This window comes from Haliea sp., from assembly GCF_040221975.1.
Taxonomy (GTDB): Bacteria; Pseudomonadota; Gammaproteobacteria; order Pseudomonadales; family Halieaceae; genus Haliea.
Genome location: NZ_JAVJWR010000033.1, coordinates 463,723 through 482,749, shown reverse-complemented (window position 1 = coordinate 482,749; position 19,027 = coordinate 463,723). Strand labels below are relative to the sequence as shown.

21 protein-coding genes and 1 tRNA gene are annotated in these 19,027 nt (G+C 62.7%); 18 read left to right on the top strand and 4 right to left on the bottom strand.

What is annotated here, in order from left to right:
* Positions 1–56: 56 nt before the first annotated feature.
* Positions 57–1,070 (bottom strand): LLM class F420-dependent oxidoreductase, encoded by a 1,014-nt coding sequence (locus tag RLO07_RS17250; protein ID WP_462293376.1) that lies wholly within the window; start codon positions 1,068–1,070, stop codon positions 57–59.
* 182 nt (positions 1,071–1,252) lie between these two features.
* On the opposite strand from RLO07_RS17250, the gene moaC reads away from it, so the two are divergent.
* The 8 genes from moaC to RLO07_RS17210 are packed head-to-tail and all read left to right on the top strand — an operon-like array spanning position 1,253 to position 6,743.
* Complete coding sequence (gene moaC / locus RLO07_RS17245) at positions 1,253–1,741, top strand: cyclic pyranopterin monophosphate synthase MoaC (protein ID WP_462293375.1); 489 nt, start codon at positions 1,253–1,255, stop codon at positions 1,739–1,741.
* Positions 1,741–1,992 carry a molybdopterin converting factor subunit 1 gene (gene moaD, locus RLO07_RS17240; protein ID WP_462293374.1) on the top strand — a complete coding sequence of 84 codons (252 nt, stop codon included), beginning with the start codon at positions 1,741–1,743 and terminating at the stop codon, positions 1,990–1,992. Before moaC ends, moaD begins: the two co-directional genes overlap by 1 nt.
* A gap of 3 nt (positions 1,993–1,995) precedes the next feature.
* Positions 1,996–2,475, top strand: a complete 480-nt coding sequence (locus RLO07_RS17235) for a molybdenum cofactor biosynthesis protein MoaE (protein ID WP_462293373.1) — start codon at positions 1,996–1,998, stop codon at positions 2,473–2,475.
* 41 nt (positions 2,476–2,516) lie between these two features.
* Positions 2,517–2,996 carry a flavin reductase family protein gene (locus tag RLO07_RS17230; RefSeq protein ID WP_462293372.1) on the top strand — a complete coding sequence of 160 codons (480 nt, stop codon included), beginning with the start codon at positions 2,517–2,519 and terminating at the stop codon, positions 2,994–2,996.
* A 27-nt stretch (positions 2,997–3,023) separates the two neighbouring features.
* Entirely contained in the window at positions 3,024–3,569 is a 546-nt protein-coding gene (locus tag RLO07_RS17225) for an NUDIX hydrolase (RefSeq protein WP_462293506.1), read from the top strand.
* A 46-nt stretch (positions 3,570–3,615) separates the two neighbouring features.
* A complete protein-coding gene (bcp, locus tag RLO07_RS17220) occupies positions 3,616–4,092 on the top strand; it encodes a thioredoxin-dependent thiol peroxidase (protein WP_462293371.1) in 477 nt (158 codons plus the stop codon).
* 6 nt (positions 4,093–4,098) lie between these two features.
* Positions 4,099–4,575: a (2Fe-2S)-binding protein gene (locus tag RLO07_RS17215; RefSeq protein ID WP_462293370.1), complete on the top strand. Its 477-nt coding sequence runs from the start codon at positions 4,099–4,101 to the stop codon at positions 4,573–4,575.
* Positions 4,572–6,743, top strand: a complete 2,172-nt coding sequence (locus RLO07_RS17210; RefSeq protein WP_462293369.1) for a xanthine dehydrogenase family protein molybdopterin-binding subunit — start codon at positions 4,572–4,574, stop codon at positions 6,741–6,743. Before RLO07_RS17215 ends, RLO07_RS17210 begins: the two co-directional genes overlap by 4 nt.
* Before the next feature lie 31 nt (positions 6,744–6,774).
* On the opposite strand, the gene RLO07_RS17205 is transcribed toward RLO07_RS17210, so the two are convergent.
* Both RLO07_RS17205 and RLO07_RS17200 read right to left on the bottom strand, forming a co-directional pair.
* Positions 6,775–6,851 (bottom strand) — tRNA-Arg (locus tag RLO07_RS17205).
* A 43-nt stretch (positions 6,852–6,894) separates the two neighbouring features.
* Positions 6,895–7,461, bottom strand: a complete 567-nt coding sequence (locus RLO07_RS17200) for a hypothetical protein (RefSeq protein WP_462293368.1) — start codon at positions 7,459–7,461, stop codon at positions 6,895–6,897.
* Between the two features lie 147 nt (positions 7,462–7,608).
* Here RLO07_RS17200 and RLO07_RS17195 point away from each other — a divergent pair, with 147 nt between their 5' ends.
* The 5 genes from RLO07_RS17195 to RLO07_RS17175 all read left to right on the top strand — a co-directional run bounded on the left by RLO07_RS17195 (position 7,609) and on the right by RLO07_RS17175 (position 11,863).
* Positions 7,609–8,835: a cytochrome P450 gene (locus RLO07_RS17195; RefSeq protein WP_462293367.1), complete on the top strand. Its 1,227-nt coding sequence runs from the start codon at positions 7,609–7,611 to the stop codon at positions 8,833–8,835.
* Positions 8,836–8,977: 142 nt separating this feature from the next.
* Positions 8,978–9,850: an amidohydrolase family protein gene (locus RLO07_RS17190; protein WP_462293366.1), complete on the top strand. Its 873-nt coding sequence runs from the start codon at positions 8,978–8,980 to the stop codon at positions 9,848–9,850.
* Between the two features lie 14 nt (positions 9,851–9,864).
* Positions 9,865–10,629 (top strand): glutathione S-transferase family protein, encoded by a 765-nt coding sequence (locus RLO07_RS17185; protein ID WP_462293365.1) that lies wholly within the window; start codon positions 9,865–9,867, stop codon positions 10,627–10,629.
* 69 nt (positions 10,630–10,698) lie between these two features.
* On the top strand, positions 10,699–11,148 hold the full coding sequence (locus RLO07_RS17180; protein WP_462293364.1) for a nuclear transport factor 2 family protein: 450 nt from the start codon (positions 10,699–10,701) through the stop codon (positions 11,146–11,148).
* A 10-nt stretch (positions 11,149–11,158) separates the two neighbouring features.
* Entirely contained in the window at positions 11,159–11,863 is a 705-nt protein-coding gene (locus RLO07_RS17175; protein WP_462293363.1) for a glutathione S-transferase family protein, read from the top strand.
* Positions 11,864–11,916: 53 nt separating this feature from the next.
* Here RLO07_RS17175 and RLO07_RS17170 read toward each other — a convergent pair whose 3' ends face one another.
* Positions 11,917–13,623 (bottom strand): class I adenylate-forming enzyme family protein, encoded by a 1,707-nt coding sequence (locus RLO07_RS17170; RefSeq protein WP_462293362.1) that lies wholly within the window; start codon positions 13,621–13,623, stop codon positions 11,917–11,919.
* A gap of 184 nt (positions 13,624–13,807) precedes the next feature.
* Between RLO07_RS17170 and RLO07_RS17165 the strand changes: the two genes are divergently transcribed.
* The 5 genes from RLO07_RS17165 to RLO07_RS17145 all read left to right on the top strand — a co-directional run bounded on the left by RLO07_RS17165 (position 13,808) and on the right by RLO07_RS17145 (position 19,019).
* Positions 13,808–14,590 (top strand): exodeoxyribonuclease III, encoded by a 783-nt coding sequence (locus tag RLO07_RS17165; protein WP_462293361.1) that lies wholly within the window; start codon positions 13,808–13,810, stop codon positions 14,588–14,590.
* A 112-nt stretch (positions 14,591–14,702) separates the two neighbouring features.
* On the top strand, positions 14,703–15,038 hold the full coding sequence (yajC, locus tag RLO07_RS17160; protein WP_462293360.1) for a preprotein translocase subunit YajC: 336 nt from the start codon (positions 14,703–14,705) through the stop codon (positions 15,036–15,038).
* Complete coding sequence (locus tag RLO07_RS17155) at positions 15,038–16,054, top strand: 1-aminocyclopropane-1-carboxylate deaminase/D-cysteine desulfhydrase (protein ID WP_462293359.1); 1,017 nt, start codon at positions 15,038–15,040, stop codon at positions 16,052–16,054. The genes yajC and RLO07_RS17155 overlap by 1 nt, the downstream gene beginning before the upstream one ends.
* Before the next feature lie 17 nt (positions 16,055–16,071).
* The gene (locus RLO07_RS17150; RefSeq protein ID WP_462293358.1) at positions 16,072–17,400 is read left to right on the top strand and encodes an alanine/glycine:cation symporter family protein; all 1,329 of its coding nucleotides are present in this window, start codon (positions 16,072–16,074) and stop codon (positions 17,398–17,400) included.
* Entirely contained in the window at positions 17,400–19,019 is a 1,620-nt protein-coding gene (locus RLO07_RS17145) for a BCCT family transporter (RefSeq protein ID WP_462293357.1), read from the top strand. The genes RLO07_RS17150 and RLO07_RS17145 overlap by 1 nt, the downstream gene beginning before the upstream one ends.
* The last annotated feature ends 8 nt before the right edge of the window (positions 19,020–19,027 follow it).

The following is a 19,027-nucleotide window of genomic DNA, read 5'->3' as shown; positions in this document are numbered from 1 at the left end:
GCTGGCTCTTCCCTGTGTTTTTATGTCCCGCCAATATACCCGCTGTTCGATTCAGGTCAAAGAACGAGCTCCGCCATGTCCCGCAGCAGTGTGCTGTCGCCGTTGATCAGCAGGCTGGTGACCGGCGAATTTTCCCAGTCGCGGATTTTTTCCCGGATACGGTCCCTGGGGCCACAGAGGGAAATCTCGTCGGCAAACTGGTCCGGCACCAGGGCGATGGCCTCGTCGCGTTTGCCGGCAAAGAACAGCTCCTGGATCTGCTCGGCCTCATCGGCGAAGCCCATCCGCGCCATCAGTTCCTTGTGGAAGTTGCGCGCCTTCGAGCCCATGCCGCCGATATAGAACCCCAGCATGGCCTTGACCGGATACAACGCCTCTTCCAGGTTGTCATTGATGTTGCACAGTACCAGGGCGGGAATCTCGAAGCCGGGTTTGGCGTTGCGCAGCTGGTCGGCGTAGACCTCCTGCCGGTAGGGGGAGTAGTAGAGGGGCAGCCAGCCATCGGCGATTTCCGCGGTCTGCTCGACGTTTTTCGGGCCCTCGGCGCCTATGAAGATCGGCAGGTCGGCCCGCAGCGGATGGACGATGGATTTCAGCGGTTTACCCATGCCCCAGGCGCCGGGACCGTGATAGGGCAGGGGATAGAACTCGCTGTCGCTGGTCACCGGTGCCTGCCGCGCCAGCACCTGGCGGATAATGTCGACGTAGTCGCGGGTTCGGGTCACCGGCTTGCTGTAGGGCGCGCCGTACCAGCCCTCCACCACCTGCGGCCCGGAGACTCCCAGCCCCAGGATCATGCGCCCACCGGACAGGTGATCCAGTGCCAGGGCGGCCATCGCGCAGGCGGCAGGGGTGCGGGCGGAAAGTTGGGCCACGGCGGTGCCCAGGCGGATGCGTGTGGTCTGGCTGCCGATCCAGGCCAGCGGAGTGAAGCAGTCGTTGCCCCAGGACTCCGCGACCCACACCGAGTCAAAGTCCAGCCGCTCCGCTTCCTGGGCCAGTGCCACCAGGTTCGGCGGTGGCTGCGCGCCCCAGTAGCCGAGTTGCAGTCCCAGAGAAAGTTTGCTCATGCCTTGTGTCCTTTGAGTAGATATTATGGTGCACTTTGCGCCTACTCTAACCGATTCAGGGGATGCGGCAAGGCGCCAAAGCGGCCACGCTGGCTGGCACAAGCGCTCAGCGCAGGTGTTAATCCGGCAGCTGATTGGATACACTCTCGCGGCTGTAACCGGCGACAGGGGAATGACAGGCAATGGCTGAACTGACACATCTGGACGCCTCGGGCACCGCCCGCATGGTGGATGTGGGGGGCAAGCCCGAAACGCAGCGCGAGGCAGTGGCGACAGCACGGGTATGCATGCAGCCCGAGACCATGCGTCTGCTGCAAGCGGGGGCGCATGCCAAGGGTGATGTGCTGACCGTGGCCCGTATCGCCGGCATCCAGGCCGCCAAGAAGTGCTCGGAACTGATCCCCCTGTGCCATCCCCTGATGCTGAGCAGTGTCGACGTGGATTTTGCACTCGACGCCGACACCAGCACGGTGCACATCTCCGCACGCTGCCGACTGGAAGGCAGGACCGGGGTGGAAATGGAGGCCCTGACGGCAGCGTCGGTCGCGGCCCTGACGATCTACGACATGTGCAAGGCCGTCGACCGCGGCATGGTGATCAGCGACATCGGCCTGGCGGAGAAACGCGGCGGCAAGTCGGGAGACTGGCAGCGCGAGGGTGGCGCGGCCTGATGCTGCGGATTCTGTTTTTTGCGCGGGTGCGTGAGGAGCTCGATTGCGGCAGCATTGAGCTGCCCTGGTCAAGAGCCTGTGACAGTGTGGAGGCACTGCTGGCGACACTGCAGCAGCGTGGGCCGCAGTGGCAATCCGCCCTCGGGCAGCCCAACCTGGTGGTCGCGGTGAACCAGCAGGTTGCGGAGCCGGCAACCGCCCTGCAGTCGGGCGATGAGGTGGCGTTTTTTCCACCCGTGACCGGCGGTTGAGCGATGGCTCCGGGGACGCTGCGGGCGCAGATACAGGAACAGGTCTTCGATCCCGGGGCGTTGCAACAGTCGCTGGTGAGTGTCCACAGCGGGGCCGTGGTGACTTTTACGGGCCATGTTCGCGGCGGCGAGGGCGAAGCGGCCGTGACTTGTCTTGAGCTGGAACACTACCCGGGCATGACCGAACGCAGCCTGTTGGCGATTCTGGAGGATGCGGCGGCGCGCTGGCCTCTGCTGGCTGCCGCGATTGTACATCGGGTGGGGCGCCTGTCGCCGGGTGAGCCGATTGTCTGGGTCGGCGTCAGTGCCGTGCACCGGTCCGAGGCCTTTGTTGCCTGCGACTTTGTTATGGATTTTCTCAAAACCAGGGCGCCGTTCTGGAAAAAGGAGCATGGGCCGATGGGTGCGGCCTGGGTCGAAGCCCGCGACAGTGATGCTGAGCGCGCTGCTCGCTGGCAGCCGTCCGCGGGTGGTGGCCGGTGAACCGATTTCGTTCGACAACAGTATTACAAGGGGATTAAGGCATGGAACTGGATGGACGTGAGCTGCGCAATGCCCTGGGTCGCTTTGCGACCGGCGTGTGCCTGATTACCACGGTAACGGAGGAAGGGGAGCCCCTGGCGCTGACAGCGAATTCGTTCAGCTCCGTGTCGCTGGATCCGCCGCTGGTGCTGTGGAGCCTGCAGAGCAACTCGGATGTCTTTGCAGTTTATTCCGGGGCCAAAAACTTTGCGATCAATGTGCTCGCGGGCAATCAGCAGGAACTGTCCTCGCGCTACGCGCGCAAGGGCGATCACCTGCTGGATCCCGAGCATTTTACTCCGGGCGAGCATGGCGGAGCACCCATTATCAACGACGCGCTGGTCAGCTTCGAGTGTAGCCTGGACACCGTCCACCCGGGCGGTGACCACGTGATTATCGTGGCCCGTGTCGACGCCATGCACGTTCGCCCCGAGGGCGAGCCGCTGCTTTTCTACAGCGGCGCCTACCGCGCGCTGGCTTGACGAGGTCGAAGTCGAACAGTGGATGTGATCAATTTCTGTACCAGTTGTGGCGCCGAGGTCAACCTGCGCATCCCGGAGGGGGATGACCGCCAGCGCTTTGTCTGTGTTTCCTGTGAGGCTATCCACTACATCAATCCCCGAGTGATTGTAGGTTGCCTGCCGGTCTACGAAGGTAAAGTGTTGTTGTGCAAGCGCGCGATTGAGCCCCGCCGCGATTATTGGACTCTGCCCGCGGGTTTTATGGAAAATGGCGAGACCACGGTACAGGGCGCGGCCCGTGAAACCTGGGAGGAAGCCAGGGCGCGGGTCAGTGACCTCGAGTTGTATCGCATCTTTGACGTTCCCCATATCAGTCAGGTCTACATGTTCTACCGCTGCGCACTGGTGGAGGGTGCCTATGGCGTGGGCCCGGAAAGCACCGAGACTGGCTTGTTTCGCGAGGATGAGATTCCCTGGGACGAAATTGCGTTTCCGGTCATCCGCGAAACCCTGAAAGAGTACTTTGCCGATGTCGTCACCGGTCAGTTCCCGGTACGGGTATCGGCGATAGAGCGCAGGCGACCCCGGGGGTAGCGAGCCCGGACGATCAGCACAGATACAGGCACAAGGAGAACAGGCAATGGCATTTCCCAAGATTGGTAATCTGGCACCGGCGTTTTCCCTGCCAGACCAGGACGGCAAGACCGTCACCCTGAAGCAGTTCCGTGACAAGAAGAACGTGGTGTTGTACTTCTATCCGAAGGCCATGACTCCGGGTTGCACGGTGCAGGCCTGTGGTATTCGCGACAGTCAGAAAGCGCTGGCGAAGGCGGACACGGTGGTGCTGGGCGTAAGTCCGGATCCGGTGGCACGCCTGGGCAAGTTTATCGACAAGCAGGACCTCAACTTTACCTTGCTGTCGGATGAGGATCATGCTGTTGCAGAAAAGTATGGCGCCTGGGGCCTGAAGAAATTCATGGGCCGGGAGTTCATGGGCATCCTCCGCACCAGCTTCATCATTGGCAAGGATGGGCGTCTCAAACATGTGATGGACAAGGTCGCCACCAAGACTCACCATGAAGACATTCTGCAACTGATCAAGGAGCTGAAACTCTAGTAATTTATGATTGCATTTATTCTCAACGGCAGCGATGTCAGCCTCGATACCGATCCGCAGACGCCATTGCTGTGGGCTCTGCGCGACAATCTGCGCCTCACCGGCACCAAGTTTGGCTGTGGCATGGGCCTCTGTGGTGCCTGCACTGTACACCTGGACGGGGAGGCGGTGCGCAGTTGCTCCCTGCCGCTGTCAGCGGTGGCGGGCAAGTCGGTAACAACCATCGAGGGGCTGGGCGGCAGGCATCCACTGCAACGGGCGTGGGTCGAGCATAACGTCCCCCAGTGCGGCTATTGCCAGAGTGGGCAGATCATGTCGGCGGCGGCACTGCTGACCAGCAATCCGGCCCCGGACGAGGCAGCCATCCGCCAGGCCATGGCGGGTAACCTGTGCCGTTGCGGCACCTACCACAAGGTGCAGCGGGCCATCCTCAGCGTTGCGGCAGTCGCGCACTGGGAGCCGGTGGTGGAGGACGATTCGTGAAGCAGACCCGGCGTCAGTTCATTCGCAATGTTTCGCTGGCCGGGGGAGGGCTCGCGCTGGGGTTCCAGCTCACGGGCTGCTCGGACAAACCGCTACAGCTTGGCAGTGAGGCCGACTTCCGCCCCAACGCCTTCCTGCGCATTGATCCTGATGGCGCCGTGACACTGCAGATCCCCAAAGCGGAAATGGGCCAGGGTGTCGTCACCGGCATGGTGACCCTGGTGGCCGAGGAACTGGAAGTGGATCCAGCCACGGTCCGCTATGAGATGGCGCCGGTGCACAGCGCCTTCGCCGACCCCGAGATGCGCCTGCAGATCACCGGCGGCAGCGCCTCCATCCGGGTGTACTACGACATTCTCCGGCAGGTCGGTGCCAGTGGCCGGGAAACGCTGGTTGCCGCGGCCATGAACCAGACCGGGCTGGCACGGGATGCACTGCAGGTGAACAATGGCAGTGTTCGCAGTACTGACGGCCGTGTGGTCCTGTCCTACGGTGAGCTGGTGGCGACGGCACGGACACTGCCCGCGGTCACCGCGGTGCCCCTGAAAGCTGCAGCGGATTTTCGCCTCATCGGTCATTATGAGCAGCGCGTGGATGCCGAAGCCAAAAGCAATGGTACGGCGCAGTTTGGTATTGATGTCGCTCCCGAGGGTTGCCTGACTGCAGTATTGTTGCGTTGCCCCTGGTTCGATGGCGCCGTGGAATCCTTCGACGCCGCCGAGGCTCGCGGCATGCCCGGCGTGGTGGCGGTATTCGCCACCGAGCACGGGGTGGCCGTAGTGGCCGAGGGCTACTGGCCGGCGCGGCAGGCTGCCGCCAAAGTCGATGTTCGCTTCACGCCGCCCGCGGAAGGTTTGCGGGACAGCGCCGCCATTGCCAGTGCCATGGCCGCGGCGCTGGACGGCGACGATTTCGCCAGCGTGCGCGATGATTCCGGTGTCGGCTCCGGGGAAGGCGAGCTGGTACAGGCGCGCTATGAGGTGCCCTTTCTGGCGCACGCGCCGATGGAGCCTCTCAACGCTACCTGTCGGCTGACCGCGGGCGGCTGCGAGGTCTGGGTTGGAACCCAGGCGCCGGATGTGGCCCGGGATGCGGCGTCCAGGATACTGGGTGTACCGCGTGAGGCTGTGGTCATCCACAACCAGTTCCTGGGCGGTGGTTTTGGCCGCCGTGCAGCCGCTGACAATGTCGCCGAAGTGGTGGCGATTGCGCGTGAGCTGGAGCGTCCGGTAAAACTGGTGTGGAGCCGGGAGGACGACATCCGCCACGACTGGTATCGCCCGGCGATGGCCGGCCAGATACAGGCGCGGGTGGGCCCGGACGGCGAGGTGAGCGCCTGGCGCCATCGCATCGTGGGACCGAGTATCAATCAGCAGGTTATCCCGGTGTTTGCCGGTACCATGCTGCCCCAGTGGGTGCCCGGCGGGGCGCGCAAGTTGGCGGGCAAGGCGGTTGCGCGCAAGGACTTCTCTTCGGTTGAAGGCGCGAAGGAGCTGCCCTACACTTTTGCCGGCATCAGCGTCCAGTATCACAATCTGCCGGTATCAGTGCCGCTGGGATACTGGCGTTCCGTGGGCCACAGTCACACGGCCTTTGTGGTGGAAAGTTTCGTCGACGAACTGGCCCATGCCGCGGGGCTCTGTCCGCTGGCCTTCCGACGCCGTTACCTGGCGCAGGAAGCGCCTGAGCGCAGGGTGCTGGACGCGGTGGCGGAGGCGTCCAACTGGGGCCGCGCCGCGCCGGGTCGTTTCCAGGGGCTTGCAGTGCACGCCTCCTTCAACTCGGTGGTTGCGGAAGTGGTGGAAATCTCGCTCGCGGACGGCAAGCCAAAGCTGGAGCATGTGTACTGTGCGGTGGATTGTGGCCAGGTGATCAACCCCGATATAGTCCGCGACCAGATGATCGGCGGTATCGTATTCGCCCTCAGTGCCGCGCTGTATGGCGAGATCACGATCAGGGACGGCGCCGTCGAGCAGGGCAATTATCACGATTATCCAGTGCTGCGACAGAACGAGGTGCCGCCAATGACTGTAGTGCTGCTCGACAGCGCGGCACCGCCCACAGGCGTTGGCGAACCCGGTACACCGCCGGCGGCGCCGGCGCTTGCCAATGCCCTCTTTGCCGCCACCGGTGTGCGCCACCGCCGCTTGCCCTTGCAACTATCGTGACTGCAGGCTCCTGGCTCAGAGGATGGATAGGTGGCGCGCCCGGAGAGATTCGAACTCCCGACCAACTGGTTCGAAGCCAGTTACTCTATCCAGCTGAGCTACGGGCGCGCAGAGTGCCCAGTATACATGAGATGGTGGGCACCGCTCATCATCAGTCATCACCCACGGTACTCTGGTCGGTGAAGTACTCTTCATCGCTGAGATTGTTGACAAAGGCGTCCTGGATAAAACGTGCATCCGATGACGCCCAGCGGACCTTTGCATTGGCAATACCGTAACTGTCCTGGTGTGAGCAGGGATCGTTTTCTACCTGCAGGAAGCGGTCATCCTGCCAGGAATAATCCGCCTGTAGAGTGATTTCGCCCGCGTCCCCCAGGGCAATGTAGTAGCGCATGACCGTATTGAAACTCCATTCCGGCGCCGTAGGCCGATGCGTTGCGGTATTGGCCAGGTACATGGCGATCAGGGAGCGGCCTCCCGTGAACAGCAGTGCGGTGATAAACGCAGCGGGCAGGGCGTCCCGCCAGGGCAGCAGTACGTCGGGCAGGATCTTGGACATCGCCGCGAACAGGAGCGTGACCACGAACAGCGACAGTACCCGGGCCTCGAGAAAGACCCACATGCCACTCCTGAAAGGTCGTGGTGCCACGTCCCAGATCTGATTCAGTGACTCCTGCATCTGGGCGAAGACCGTGGTGGCACCGACCACGGTGACCATGATCCCGATCAACGCCGGCCAGATGCCGCTCTGGTCGACCCGGCACTGCCCCCTGTCTGCCAGAGCAACTTGACGGCGCCCGCAAGGCCCCTCAAACTAACAGTCATTAGTTCCCGCTACGAGCCGGTGACGGCTCAGGAGAGCAGCATGGCCACTTGTCCCCATATCGACCTCAACAACCCCGATACTTTCCACGGCGGCCTGCCGCGGGAGGCCTTCCGCTACCTGCGGCGGGAGGAGCCAGTTTATTGGCACGAAGCCGACGCGAACACCCCCGGCTATTGGGCGGTGACACGGCAGGCGGAGCTGGATTATGTGTCAAAGAACCCGCAGCTGTTCTCCTCCGCCGAGCGCACCTGCATGCTGCAGAACCCCTCCCCAGAAGAAATCGAAATGATGCGGATGCTGATGATCAACATGGATCCGCCCAGGCACCTGAAATTCCGCCGCCTGGTGCGCACTGCTTTCACCCCGAAGAAAGTGGACAGCTACGAGCCGCGCTTCCGGGAGATTGCCCGTGACATCCTTGACCGAGCGGTGGCGAGCGGACGCTGCGATTTCGTCACCGACATCGCGGCAGAGTTGCCGTTGATCGCCATCTGCGAATTGATGGGTGTGCCGCTGGAACGGCGCCAGTGCCTGTTCGAGCTGACCAACATCATGCTGGGAATGGACGACCCGGACCTGACGACCTCCCAGGAAGATGGCATGAACGCGATGATGGAGATGTTCATGCTGGGCCTGGAGCTGGCGGCCCAGCACCGCGAAAAGCCATCGTCGGGTATCGTCGGTACCCTGCTGGACGGCACGGTCGAAGATGAACCACTGACAGAGGATGAGTTCTGCAATTTTTTCCTGATGTTGATCGTGGCGGGCAACGAGACCACCCGCACCGTGACCAGCCAGGGCATGCGCATGCTGCTGGAACATCCGCAGCAGTTCCAGAAGCTGGTGGACAACCCGGCGCTGGTACCCGACGCGATTGAGGAGTTCCTGCGCTTCAACCCGGCGGTCATCGCCTTCCGGCGCACCGCCATGGAAGACACCGAACTCAACGGGGTACAGATTCGCAAGGGCGACCTGGTGCAGCTGTTCTATGGCGCCGCCAGTGCCGACGAGTCGGTATTCGTGGACGGCGACAACTTCGATATTCTGCGCAACCAGCGGGAGGATGTGCGCAACGGCCATCGTGCCTTCGGTGTCGGCCAGCATTTTTGCCTCGGCTCGCACCTGGCGCGGCTGGAACTGACGGCGATCTTTGACGAGATTGTGCGCCGTATCCGCAACCCGCGCTTCGATGGCGACATCCAGTGGCTGCGCTCGAACTTCATCAACGGCATCAAGCACATGCCTATCGCCTTCGACGTGGTGTAGATGCTCCGGCCGGCGGCGATTGGCGCCGGTTCATGCTATTGTGCCCCGGGCTGAATTCTCGGCCGGCTGCGGCCGGCAGCCTTGGTGTCGCCCACCCGTGCAAGCACAATAAGCGCTCTGTAACCGCGAGGAGAGTCCCGCAATGCCCATGCCGAAAGATATTGGCGTCATCGACCTGATGCTGGCCGTGCCCGGCGACGACAACAGCCACTTTTACGAGTGGATCAAGCCGATGCTCATGGACAAGCAGAGCCATGAGATGTTCAAGATGCCCGCCCAGTACATGTTCAAGGACATCCCCAGGATCGATGGCCAGGATGACTACGTCGCCTACACCATCGCGCAGATGGACAAGCACAACATCGAGCGGGCGATGATTGGCATTGGTCCCTACGCAGAGCAGCACAAGGAGGCCCTGCGCCGTTTCCCGGACCGCTTCTTTGCCTGCTACGAGGCCAACCCCAACAACGGCATGGATGAAGTGCGCACCATTGTGGCGCTGAAGGAAGAATTCGATATCAAGGCGGTGACCGCATCCCCGGCGATGATTTGCCCGCCGGTGCCGGTGAATGACAAGAAGTGGTACCCGATCTACGCCAAGCTGGTAGAGCTGGATATCCCGTTCTGTCCGTGCATGGGTATTCCCGGTCCGCGCCTGCCGTTCGGGCCGCAGAAGGTGGAACTGCTGGACGAGGTACTGTGGTTCTTCCCGGAACTCAACGTCGTTACCCGCCACGGCTGCGAGCCCTGGACCGATGTCGCCTGGAAACTGATGCTCAAGTACCCCAACCTGCACTACATGACCAGTGCCTTTGCACCCAAGCACTACCCGAAGGATATTGTGCACTTCGCCAACACCCGCGGTTCGGACCAGGTCATGTATGCGGGCTATTTCCCGATGGGCTTGTCTCTGGATCGCATCTTCAGCGAGATGCCGGATGTCCCCTTTCGCGATGAGGTGTGGCCGAAATTCCTGCGTGAAAATGCCCTGCGGGTGTTCAAGCTGGATACCTGAGGAGAGCTGCCGAGATGGACTATGTCGAGGTTGAAGACGCGGTCAACGCCCCGGGCCTGCGCCTGGTATTGAGCGCAGGTGTGCCCGGGCCCTGGGGCGAGACCGCCAAGTCCCTGTTCGATTTCAAGGGGCTCAAGTACCTGGCGGTGCGCCAGGAGGGCGGCGGTGAAAATGCCGCGCTGCAGGCCTGGACCGGGCAGACCTCGGCGCCGGTAGCGGTGTACGACAACCTGCCTCCGGTTTGTCACTGGCTGGACCTGCTGCACCTGGCGGAGCGGCTGGCTCCCGAGCCGGCCCTGCTGCCCGGGGATCTCGCGCTGCGGTCCGAGGTGCTGGGCCTGTCGGCACTGATTGCGGGCGTGGACGGTTTTGGCTGGCAGCGACGTCTGCAGCTGTTTACCCCGGGCATGAGTCTGGCGGAACCGCCGGCGAGCATTGTCAGGATGGCAACCAAGTACGCCTGGAGCGCCGACGCCGCAGCGGCGGCGGGTGCGAAACTGGCCGCGATCGCCGGGCTGCTGGACCAGCGCCTCGCGGCACAGGAAGCTGCCGGGCGGGAGTGGTTTGTGGGGGAGGAGGTCAGCGCCGTGGATTTCTACTGGGCAAACTTCGCGGGCATGGTCAAACCGTTGCCGCCGGAGGTCAATCCCATGCCCGAATTCCTGCGCGGCATGTATGAATCGGGCGCCGGGGAGACGGCGCAATGGTTGACCCCGCGCTTGCTGTCACACCGGGACCGCATGTACCAGCAGTACCTGACGCTGCCACTGGATTTCTGACCTTTTTGGGTGAGCGCCCGGCTGTCCGTGCCTTGCCAGACCCGATAAACCATAACAAGGGGAACCGCCATGCTGTCACAACAGGAACTTTCCGATCGACTGGAGCTGCAGGATCTGGTGTTTTTCTATTCCCACCTGATCGATACCAAGTCCTTCGACACCCTGCGCGAGGTATTTACCGAGGATGCCCACATCGACTACTCCGCCTTCGGCGGCTCGGTGGGGAATCTGGAGGAGACCATTGCCTACCTGAAACAGGCGGTGGCCGACGAGATTTTTCCCAATTCCCAGCACCTGAACGCCAATCTGCAGTTCACGGTGAACGGCGACAGTGCGACGGGCCGGGTGATGTGTTTCAATCCGATGGAGATGAAGCTGCCCGACGGCGGCCTCCAGGTATTCCTGATCGGGCTGTGGTATGTCGATGAATATCGCCGGACCCCCGCAGGCTGGCGCATAAGCCGTCGTGTGGAAGAGAAGAGCTGGGTATTCAACGCCCCGGATTTCATGAATCTTTGAAGGCACTGTCATGATTGACCTGTATACCGCGCCGACCCCGAACGGCTACAAGGCCTCGATCGCGCTGGAGGAAATGGAGATTCCCTACGAGGTCCATACCATTGACCTCGGTGCGGGGCAGCAGAAAGAGCCGGAGTTCCTGCGGATCTGCCCCAATGGTCGCATCCCCGCCATCACCGACCGCGATGAGGACAACTTTGCGGTGTTCGAATCCGGGGCGATCATGATCTACCTGGCGGAGAAGAGCGGCAGGTTCCTGCCCACGGATATCCGCGGACGCTCGCAGGTGCTGCAGTGGCTGATGTTCCAGATGGGCGGGATCGGCCCGATGATGGGCCAGGCCAACGTGTTCTATCGCTATTTCCCGGAGAAGATCCAGCCCGCTATCGACCGTTACCAGGCCGAGGGCCGGCGCCTGTTCGAGGTGCTGGACAAGCGTCTCGGGGAGAGCGAGTTCCTGGCCGGGGACTACAGCATTGCCGATATGGCGAACTGGGCCTGGGTCAGAACCCACCGCTGGTCGGGCGTTCCCATCGAGGGCCTGGACAATCTGTCGCGCTGGATGGGGGCGATTTCCGACCGGCCCCGGGCCCGCGCCGGCGTCAAGGTGCCGGTGGATATTGCCGAGCTGATGGATGCGAAGAAAACCGAAGATGCCGAGGCGTTTTCACGTCGGGCCCGCTCCATGGTTACCGGTGCGGGCTCCGGCGACTGACAGGCACCAACCCCGCTGCAGCTGAAGGGGGTCTGCCGGTTGTTGCGGCGTCCTCAGGTGTGCGGCCACTGCTGCAGGTGTCGCGAGCGGATCTCCTGCTTCAGCAGTTTGCCGGTGGCATTGCGGGCCAGCGGTTCAGCGGTCAGTAACCACTGGGTGGGAACCTTGAAGCCGGCGAGGTGTTCTTTCAGGTAGGCGGTCAGATCCTCCGGGCGCAAACCCGGTTCGCCGTGCACGGTGGCAGCGAGCTCTTCTCCCAGCTCCGGGTGCGGCAAACCATAGACAGAGGCCTCGCGCACCTGCGGATGGGCGGTAAGGACGCCTTCCACTTCGATCGGGTAGATGTTTTCCCCGCTGCGGATCACCATGTCCTTGATCCGGTCCACGACATGGACGAAGCCATACTCATCCACGTAGCCGATATCCCCGGTGCGCACCCAGCCGTCGACAAAGGTTTCCGCCGTGGCCGCGGGCAGGTTCCAGTATTCCCGGGCATTGGTGGGGCTGCGTATCATCAATTCGCCGGCCTGGCCGGGCGGCAGGGTATTGCCATCGGCATCAACCGCGCGCAGGTCGACGATGGGCGACAGGGTGCCGGCCGCGGTGGGGCAGACCCGGTAGGCCTCGCCGGTGCAACTGCTGCCGGTGGCGTTGGTTTCGGTCATGCCATAGCCGGTGCCGGGATAGGCGTGGGGTATCTTGTCGTAGATCAGGTCCTTCAGGTGTGGTGGGCAGGCGGTGCCGCCTGCGCCCAGTGAATACAGGCTGCTGGTATCGGTGCGCTCGAATTCGGGCGACTCCAGCATGGCGATGGTCATGGCCGGCACGCCGGTGAACACGGTAATGTGTTCGCGCTCGATGACCTTGAGGGCGTCAACCGGATCCCACTTGTACAGGATGCTGGTCTTGCGCCCGCCGCGCAGGTTGAGCAGAAACACGGCATAGCAGCCGGAAACGTGAAACAGGGGCACCGACAGCAGGGTCGAAGGCTCGAAACCCGAGGACATCATCTTGCCGACGATCTCCGGGTTCGCCATGGCCGACATGTAGGCCATTAGCTCGAAGTTGTACAGGGCCTGGGCGATGGCGAAGTGGGTGGACGCGGCGCCCTTGGGCTTGCCGGTGGTGCCCGAGGTGTACATGATCATCACCAGGTCATCGGGGCTGATGTCCACCTGTGGGCACTCCGCGGGCCCGCGCTGGGTGGCTTCCCAGGTGTCGGCACCACGGGTATCGGTACCGGCACTGCGGGCGACGATGGCTTTGCAGCCCAGATCCTGCAGCCGGGGCCTTGTCAGCGCCAGCCGTTCCGGGTCGCAGACCACGAGTTTGGCGCTGGCGTCGCCCAGGGCATAGCTCAGCTCTTCCCCCCGACCCCAGCTGTTCAGGGGGACCACCACCGCACCCACCGAGACGGCACCGACAAAGGCAAACATCCATTCCGGGTAGTTGCGCATGGCGATGGCGATGCGGTCACCCGGCTGGATGCCAGCCTCGTGGACAAGGTAGTGGGCGAAGCGGTCGGCCGCGGCAAAAAATTCGTCGAAACTGTAGCGTTCATCCTCGTAGGTGACGGCGGTTCTGTCGGCGTGCGTGCGGCCGGCCGCCAGTGCAGTGGCCAGGTCGGCCGGCGCGTTGCGGTAGCAGCGCATTTCGACCCCGTTGACGACCCGGGTCTCCAGCTCGAAAGGCGCACCGGGAGCGGTCAGTTGCTCACAGGCGGTTTGCAGGCGGGTGCTGATTGCGGCGACATCATTCATGGCGATCTGGGGTCTCCCGGTTGTCGTCGGTGTCGAAGATGAGTGCAGAGCTTGGAATCTGTTGGTCCCGAATGATACACAAGCCCGGCCTTGGGGGGCAGCGGCAGCGTTCTCGAGCGGGCGAATTGAAGCGGGCTGGTCCATTCCGTTACACTGCCGCGTTTCCTGCTGACCGGGGCAAGTCGTGGCGACCATCATTACCTGCAATACCAACGGCATTCGCGCCGCTGCCCGCAAGGGTTTCTTCGACTGGCTGGCGCGGCAGGAGGCGGATGTGGTCTGTATCCAGGAGACCAAGGCCCAGGAAGAGCAGCTAGCGGACCCGGTCTTCAACCCGGAAGGCTATTACTGTTACTACAACGATGCGCGCAAAAAGGGCTATAGCGGCACCGCGCTGTATTCCCGGGTCAAGCCACGGATGGTCGTGACCAGCCTGGGCTGGGAGTCGGCAGATACCGAGGGCCGGTATTTGCAGGCGGACTACGATGGTATCAGCGTCATCTCCCTGTACCTGCCCTCCGGTACCAGCAGCGAGGCGGCGCTGGCAAAGAAGTTCGACTTCATGGAGCAGTTCTACCAGCACCTGCGCGCCCTGCGCCGCAAGCGCCGCGAGTTCATCATCTGCGCCGACTGGAACATCTGCCACAAGCCCATCGACCTGAAGAACTGGAGGGCCAACCAGAAGAATTCCGGTTTCCTGCCGGAGGAGCGGGCCTGGCTGGACCAGGTCTACGACGAGCTGGGCTACATCGACTCCTTTCGTCTGGTCAATCAGGAACCGGACCAGTACACCTGGTGGTCCAATCGTGGCCAGTCCTGGGACAAGAACGTGGGCTGGCGCCTGGACTACCAGCTGATCACGCCGGGGCTCGCGTTCTCTGTAAAGAGAGCGGATATCTACAAGGCCCAGCGCTTTTCCGACCACGCGCCGCAGATCATGGAGTACGATTTCGAACTGCGCGCCTGAGCCTGCGGCGTCCTCATTCACATTGCAGGGGCAGTGGATTCGCTGTACATTTGCGCCTGCTCTCGACCTTCCACAACTGCCTTTCCCTCTGATGCGTCAACAAGGAGTTTCCATGAGTTTGTTCATTGCCAGCGCACACGCCCAAGCTGGAGGCGCCGCCTCCGGTGGCGGTGAAATATTTCAGATTGTCTTCCTGGTCGGCCTTTTCGCACTGTTCTACTTCATCGCGATCCGCCCTCAGCGCAAGCGCCAGAAAGAACACGCGCAAATGGTCTCGGCGCTGAGCAAGGGCGACGAAGTGGTGACCAGTTCCGGCATCCTCGGTCGCATCACCAGCCTGGATGACAACTACATGGTGCTGAACGTCGCCAACAATGTGGACATGAAGTTCCAGCGCATTCATGTCCATGCCGTATTGCCGAAGGGAACCCTCAAGTCCATTGGCTGATGCCAGCGCCTGAGTTCCCGCCGCGGGTAGAACTGGCCCGCAGGCCCACTCCGCTGCAATACCTGGCCCGCGCCAGCGAGCGCTGGGGGCAGGGCCACCGGCTCTGGGTCAAGCGCGACGACCTCAGCGGTTGCCTGCTCAGTGGCAACAAGGTCCGCAAGCTCGAGTTCATCGTCGCCCATGCCCTGGCGGAAGGGTACGACACACTCATTACCTGCGGAGGCGTGCAGAGCAATCACTGCCGCGCCACCGCGTTCGCCGGTGCCCAGCTGGGACTCTCGGTACACCTGCTGCTGCGCGGGGACGAACCCGCCGTAAGTGAGGGCAACTTCCTGCTGGACCAGCTGGCGGGTGCAACCATCAACTGCTACCCCAAACGCCAATATGTCAGCGAGTTGCCGGACCTGTTCGCTGCTTGGCAGACGCACTATGCCGGCCTCGGTCGCAAGGCACTGGCGATTCCCACCGGGGGCAGCGATGGACTCGGCGTCTGGGGCTATATCGCCGCCTGTGAAGAGCTGGCCGCAGACCTGGCCACCGCGGGCATTGACCGTGCCCATCTGGTGACCGCGACGGGCTCCGGTGGCACCCAGGCAGGGCTGGCTCTCGGCGTCAGTCTGTACGATTTGTCGCTCACCGTATGGGGGGTGAATGTCTGTGATGACGAGCAGTACTTCCTGGACAAGGTGGCCGCCGACACCGCGGACTGGCAGGCCCGCTTCCCCGCAGCGCCCACCGTTACCACGGAAACCCGAGTGCTGGATGGTTACGTCGGCGCCGGTTATGGCGTGGCCGATTCCGAGGTGTTCGCGCTGATCGCGGAACTGGCAGCGCTAGAGGGTCTTTTGCTGGACCCGGTCTATACCGGCAAGGCATTTCAGGGCATGCTCGCGGAGCTTGAGGCGGGGCGTTTCCGCGACTGCCGCGATATTGTGTTTCTGCACACAGGGGGTGTCTTCGGGGTCTTCCCGCAGGCACAACAGTTTGAGTTCGCCGGCGCCGGGGGGCGCGGCTGAATCCAGGGGCGGGCGTAATGACCGACGTGATCACGACCATCAACAGCTGGGCCTGGGGGCCGGTGATGCTGGTGCTGTTGCTGGGGACGGGCCTGTATCTGAGTATCGGGCTGCGGTTCCTGACCTTGCGCAACATCCCGCGGGCGTTTGGGCTTCTCATCGGGGGCAGGAAAGGGCACGGCAAGGGCGATATTTCGCCGTTCAGCGCCCTGATGACCTCCCTGTCGGCAACCATCGGTACGGGCAATATTGCCGGAGTGGCGACCGCCCTGGTGCTGGGCGGGCCCGGTGCCCTGTTCTGGATGTGGATCACGGCCCTGGTGGGCATGGCGACCAAGTACGCCGAAGCTGTCTGTGCGGTGCGTTTCCGGGAACAGGATGCAGAGGGCAATTACAGCGGCGGCCCCATGTACTACATCCGCAACGGCCTGCACAAGCGCTGGCACTGGCTGGCCTGGGCCTTCGCGATATTCGGTACCCTCGCCGGGTTTGGCATCGCCAATACCGTGCAGTCCAATTCCGTATCCCAGGTGCTGCAGGACTCCTTTGCCGTGCCGCCACTGGCTACCGGTCTGGTGCTGATGGTCCTGGTGGCCGCGGTGATCCTGGGGGGGGTGCGGCGCATCGCCCGGGTCGCCAGCTGGCTGGTCCCCTTCATGGCCCTGAGCTATATGCTCATGGGACTGACTGTCCTCATCATCCACATCAGTGCCGTGCCGGCCGCTGTTGCTGTCATTGTTGAGTCGGCCTTTAGCGGTTCCGCTGCCACCGGTGGTTTTGCCGGCGCCACCGTCTGGGCGGCGATTCGCTTTGGCGTTGCCCGAGGGGTGTTCTCCAACGAGGCGGGCCTCGGCAGCGCTCCCATTGCCCATGCGGCGGCGCGCACCAACCAGCCGGTGCAGCAGGGGATGATTGCTATGCTCGGCACGTTTATCGACACTCTGGTGGTGTGTACCATGACGGGGCTGGTGATCGTGATCATGGATGTCTTGCCCTCTGGCGTCAGCGGCGCCAGCTTGACCTCCATGGCCTTTGCCGGCGGCATGCCCGGCGGGCAGTACGTGGTCAGCCTGGGCCTGTGCCTGTTCGCTTTTACCACCATGATTGGCTGGTCTTTTTATGGCGAACGTTGCGCGGTATTCCTGTTTGGGGTTCGGGCCAGCCTGCCGTTCCGCCTGCTGTGGGTGGCCGCGATCCCGGTCGGCACCATGATCGAACTGGAACTGGTGTGGCTGATTGCCGATACGCTAAACGCGTTCATGGCCATTCCGAACCTGATCGCGCTACTGCTGCTCGGGCCGCTGGTGTTCCGTATCAGCAGGGACTATTTCAAAGCGGAGTCGTGATGACTCATCGTCCGGGCTGGGTTTTCTACCTGTCGCTGCTGCTGTTGCTGGCCTTTGTCGCCCTGGGTGTGGCCGCGCCCGAGTTGCTGGCCAATCGCGCGGAACTGGCCCTGCACTTCACCACTGAGCACTTTGGCTGGCTGTACCTGTTCGCAACTACCGGGTTCCTGGTGTTCTGCCTGTCCGTCGCACTGTCCGACTATGGTCACATCCGCCTCGGTGCAGACGGGGAGGTGCCGGAGTTTCCCTATCCGGCCTGGTTGGGCATGATTTTCTCCGCCGGCATGGGCGTTGGCCTGGTGTTCTGGGGCGTGGCCGAGCCGATGACCCATTACAATGCTCCACCCCTGGGGCAGGTCCCGGCCGGCACTCCCGAGGCCGCCAGTCTCGGCATGCGTTATTCCCTGTTCCACTGGGGTTTCCACCAGTGGGCCAACTTTGCGGTAGTAGGTCTGGCGATTGCCTACGTACGATTCCGCCAGCAGCGCCCGGGCCTGATCAGCGAGGCATTCAGGGCCAGCCTCGGCGATCGGGTGGATGGAGGCGTGGGGCATGCCATCAACATCCTGGCGGTGGTGTCGACGGTTTTCGGGGTGGCGACCACGTTGGGGTTGGGGGTGATTCAAATCAACAGTGGCCTGGTATCCGTGGCGGGTGTCGCCTTCACCACCAGCTCCCAGCTCGCGATTCTGGGCGGGGTCGCAGTGATATTCCTGCTCTGCGCTCTCACTCCGCTGGAGAGTGGGGTGCGCTACATCAGCGATGCCAACATGCTGTTGGCAGCGGGTTTGTTGCTGTTCGTGTTTTTTGCCGGCCCCACGGATTTCATCACGGCCGCCCTCACCAACGCGATCGGCGATTACTTCGGCAACGTTATCGGCATGAGCCTTCTGATGACGCCCTACACCGGGGAAGACTGGGTCGAGCGCTGGACGATCTTCTACTGGGCCTGGGGCCTGTCCTGGGCGCCGTTCGTGGGCAGTTTTATCGCCCGTATCTCGCGTGGGCGCACGATCCGGGAGTTCGTTCTCGGTGTGATCGGCATGCCGGTACTCTTGAGCGCAGTCTGGTTTGCCACCTTTGGTGGCACAGCGCTGTTCCAGGAACTGTTCGGGGAGCCCGGCATTGCCGCAGCGGTCAACGAGGAGATCAGCTCCGGCCTGTTTCTGATGCTGCAGAGACTGCCCGGGGCGGACGTGCTGGCGGTGCTGTTGCTGGTGCTGACCGTACTCTTCGTCATCACTTCGGCGAACTCCGCCACCTTCGTTCTCGGCATGTTTACCGGCAAGGGTGTCCTGACCCCGGCGCGCTGGCTGCGTGTCACATGGGGAGTTGTGCAAGGGCTGTTGGCGGGTGTGCTGCTGTTGAGTGGCGGCCTCGGAGCCCTGCAAACCATGTCCATTGTGGCGGCTTTTCCGTTCATGGTACTGATGATCTTCATGGCCGTGTCCCTGCTCAAGTCACTGCGCAACGAACGCCGGCAGGCAGAGTTGCACGAGGCATTGTTGCGAGGACGTATCCAGCGCCTGCTGGAACAACATGAAGCCGAATTGACCGCAGCGGACCCTCTGGAGCAGTTGCCTCCGGACAGTGACATGAAATCACCGCTGCGGGAATAATGCGGGCC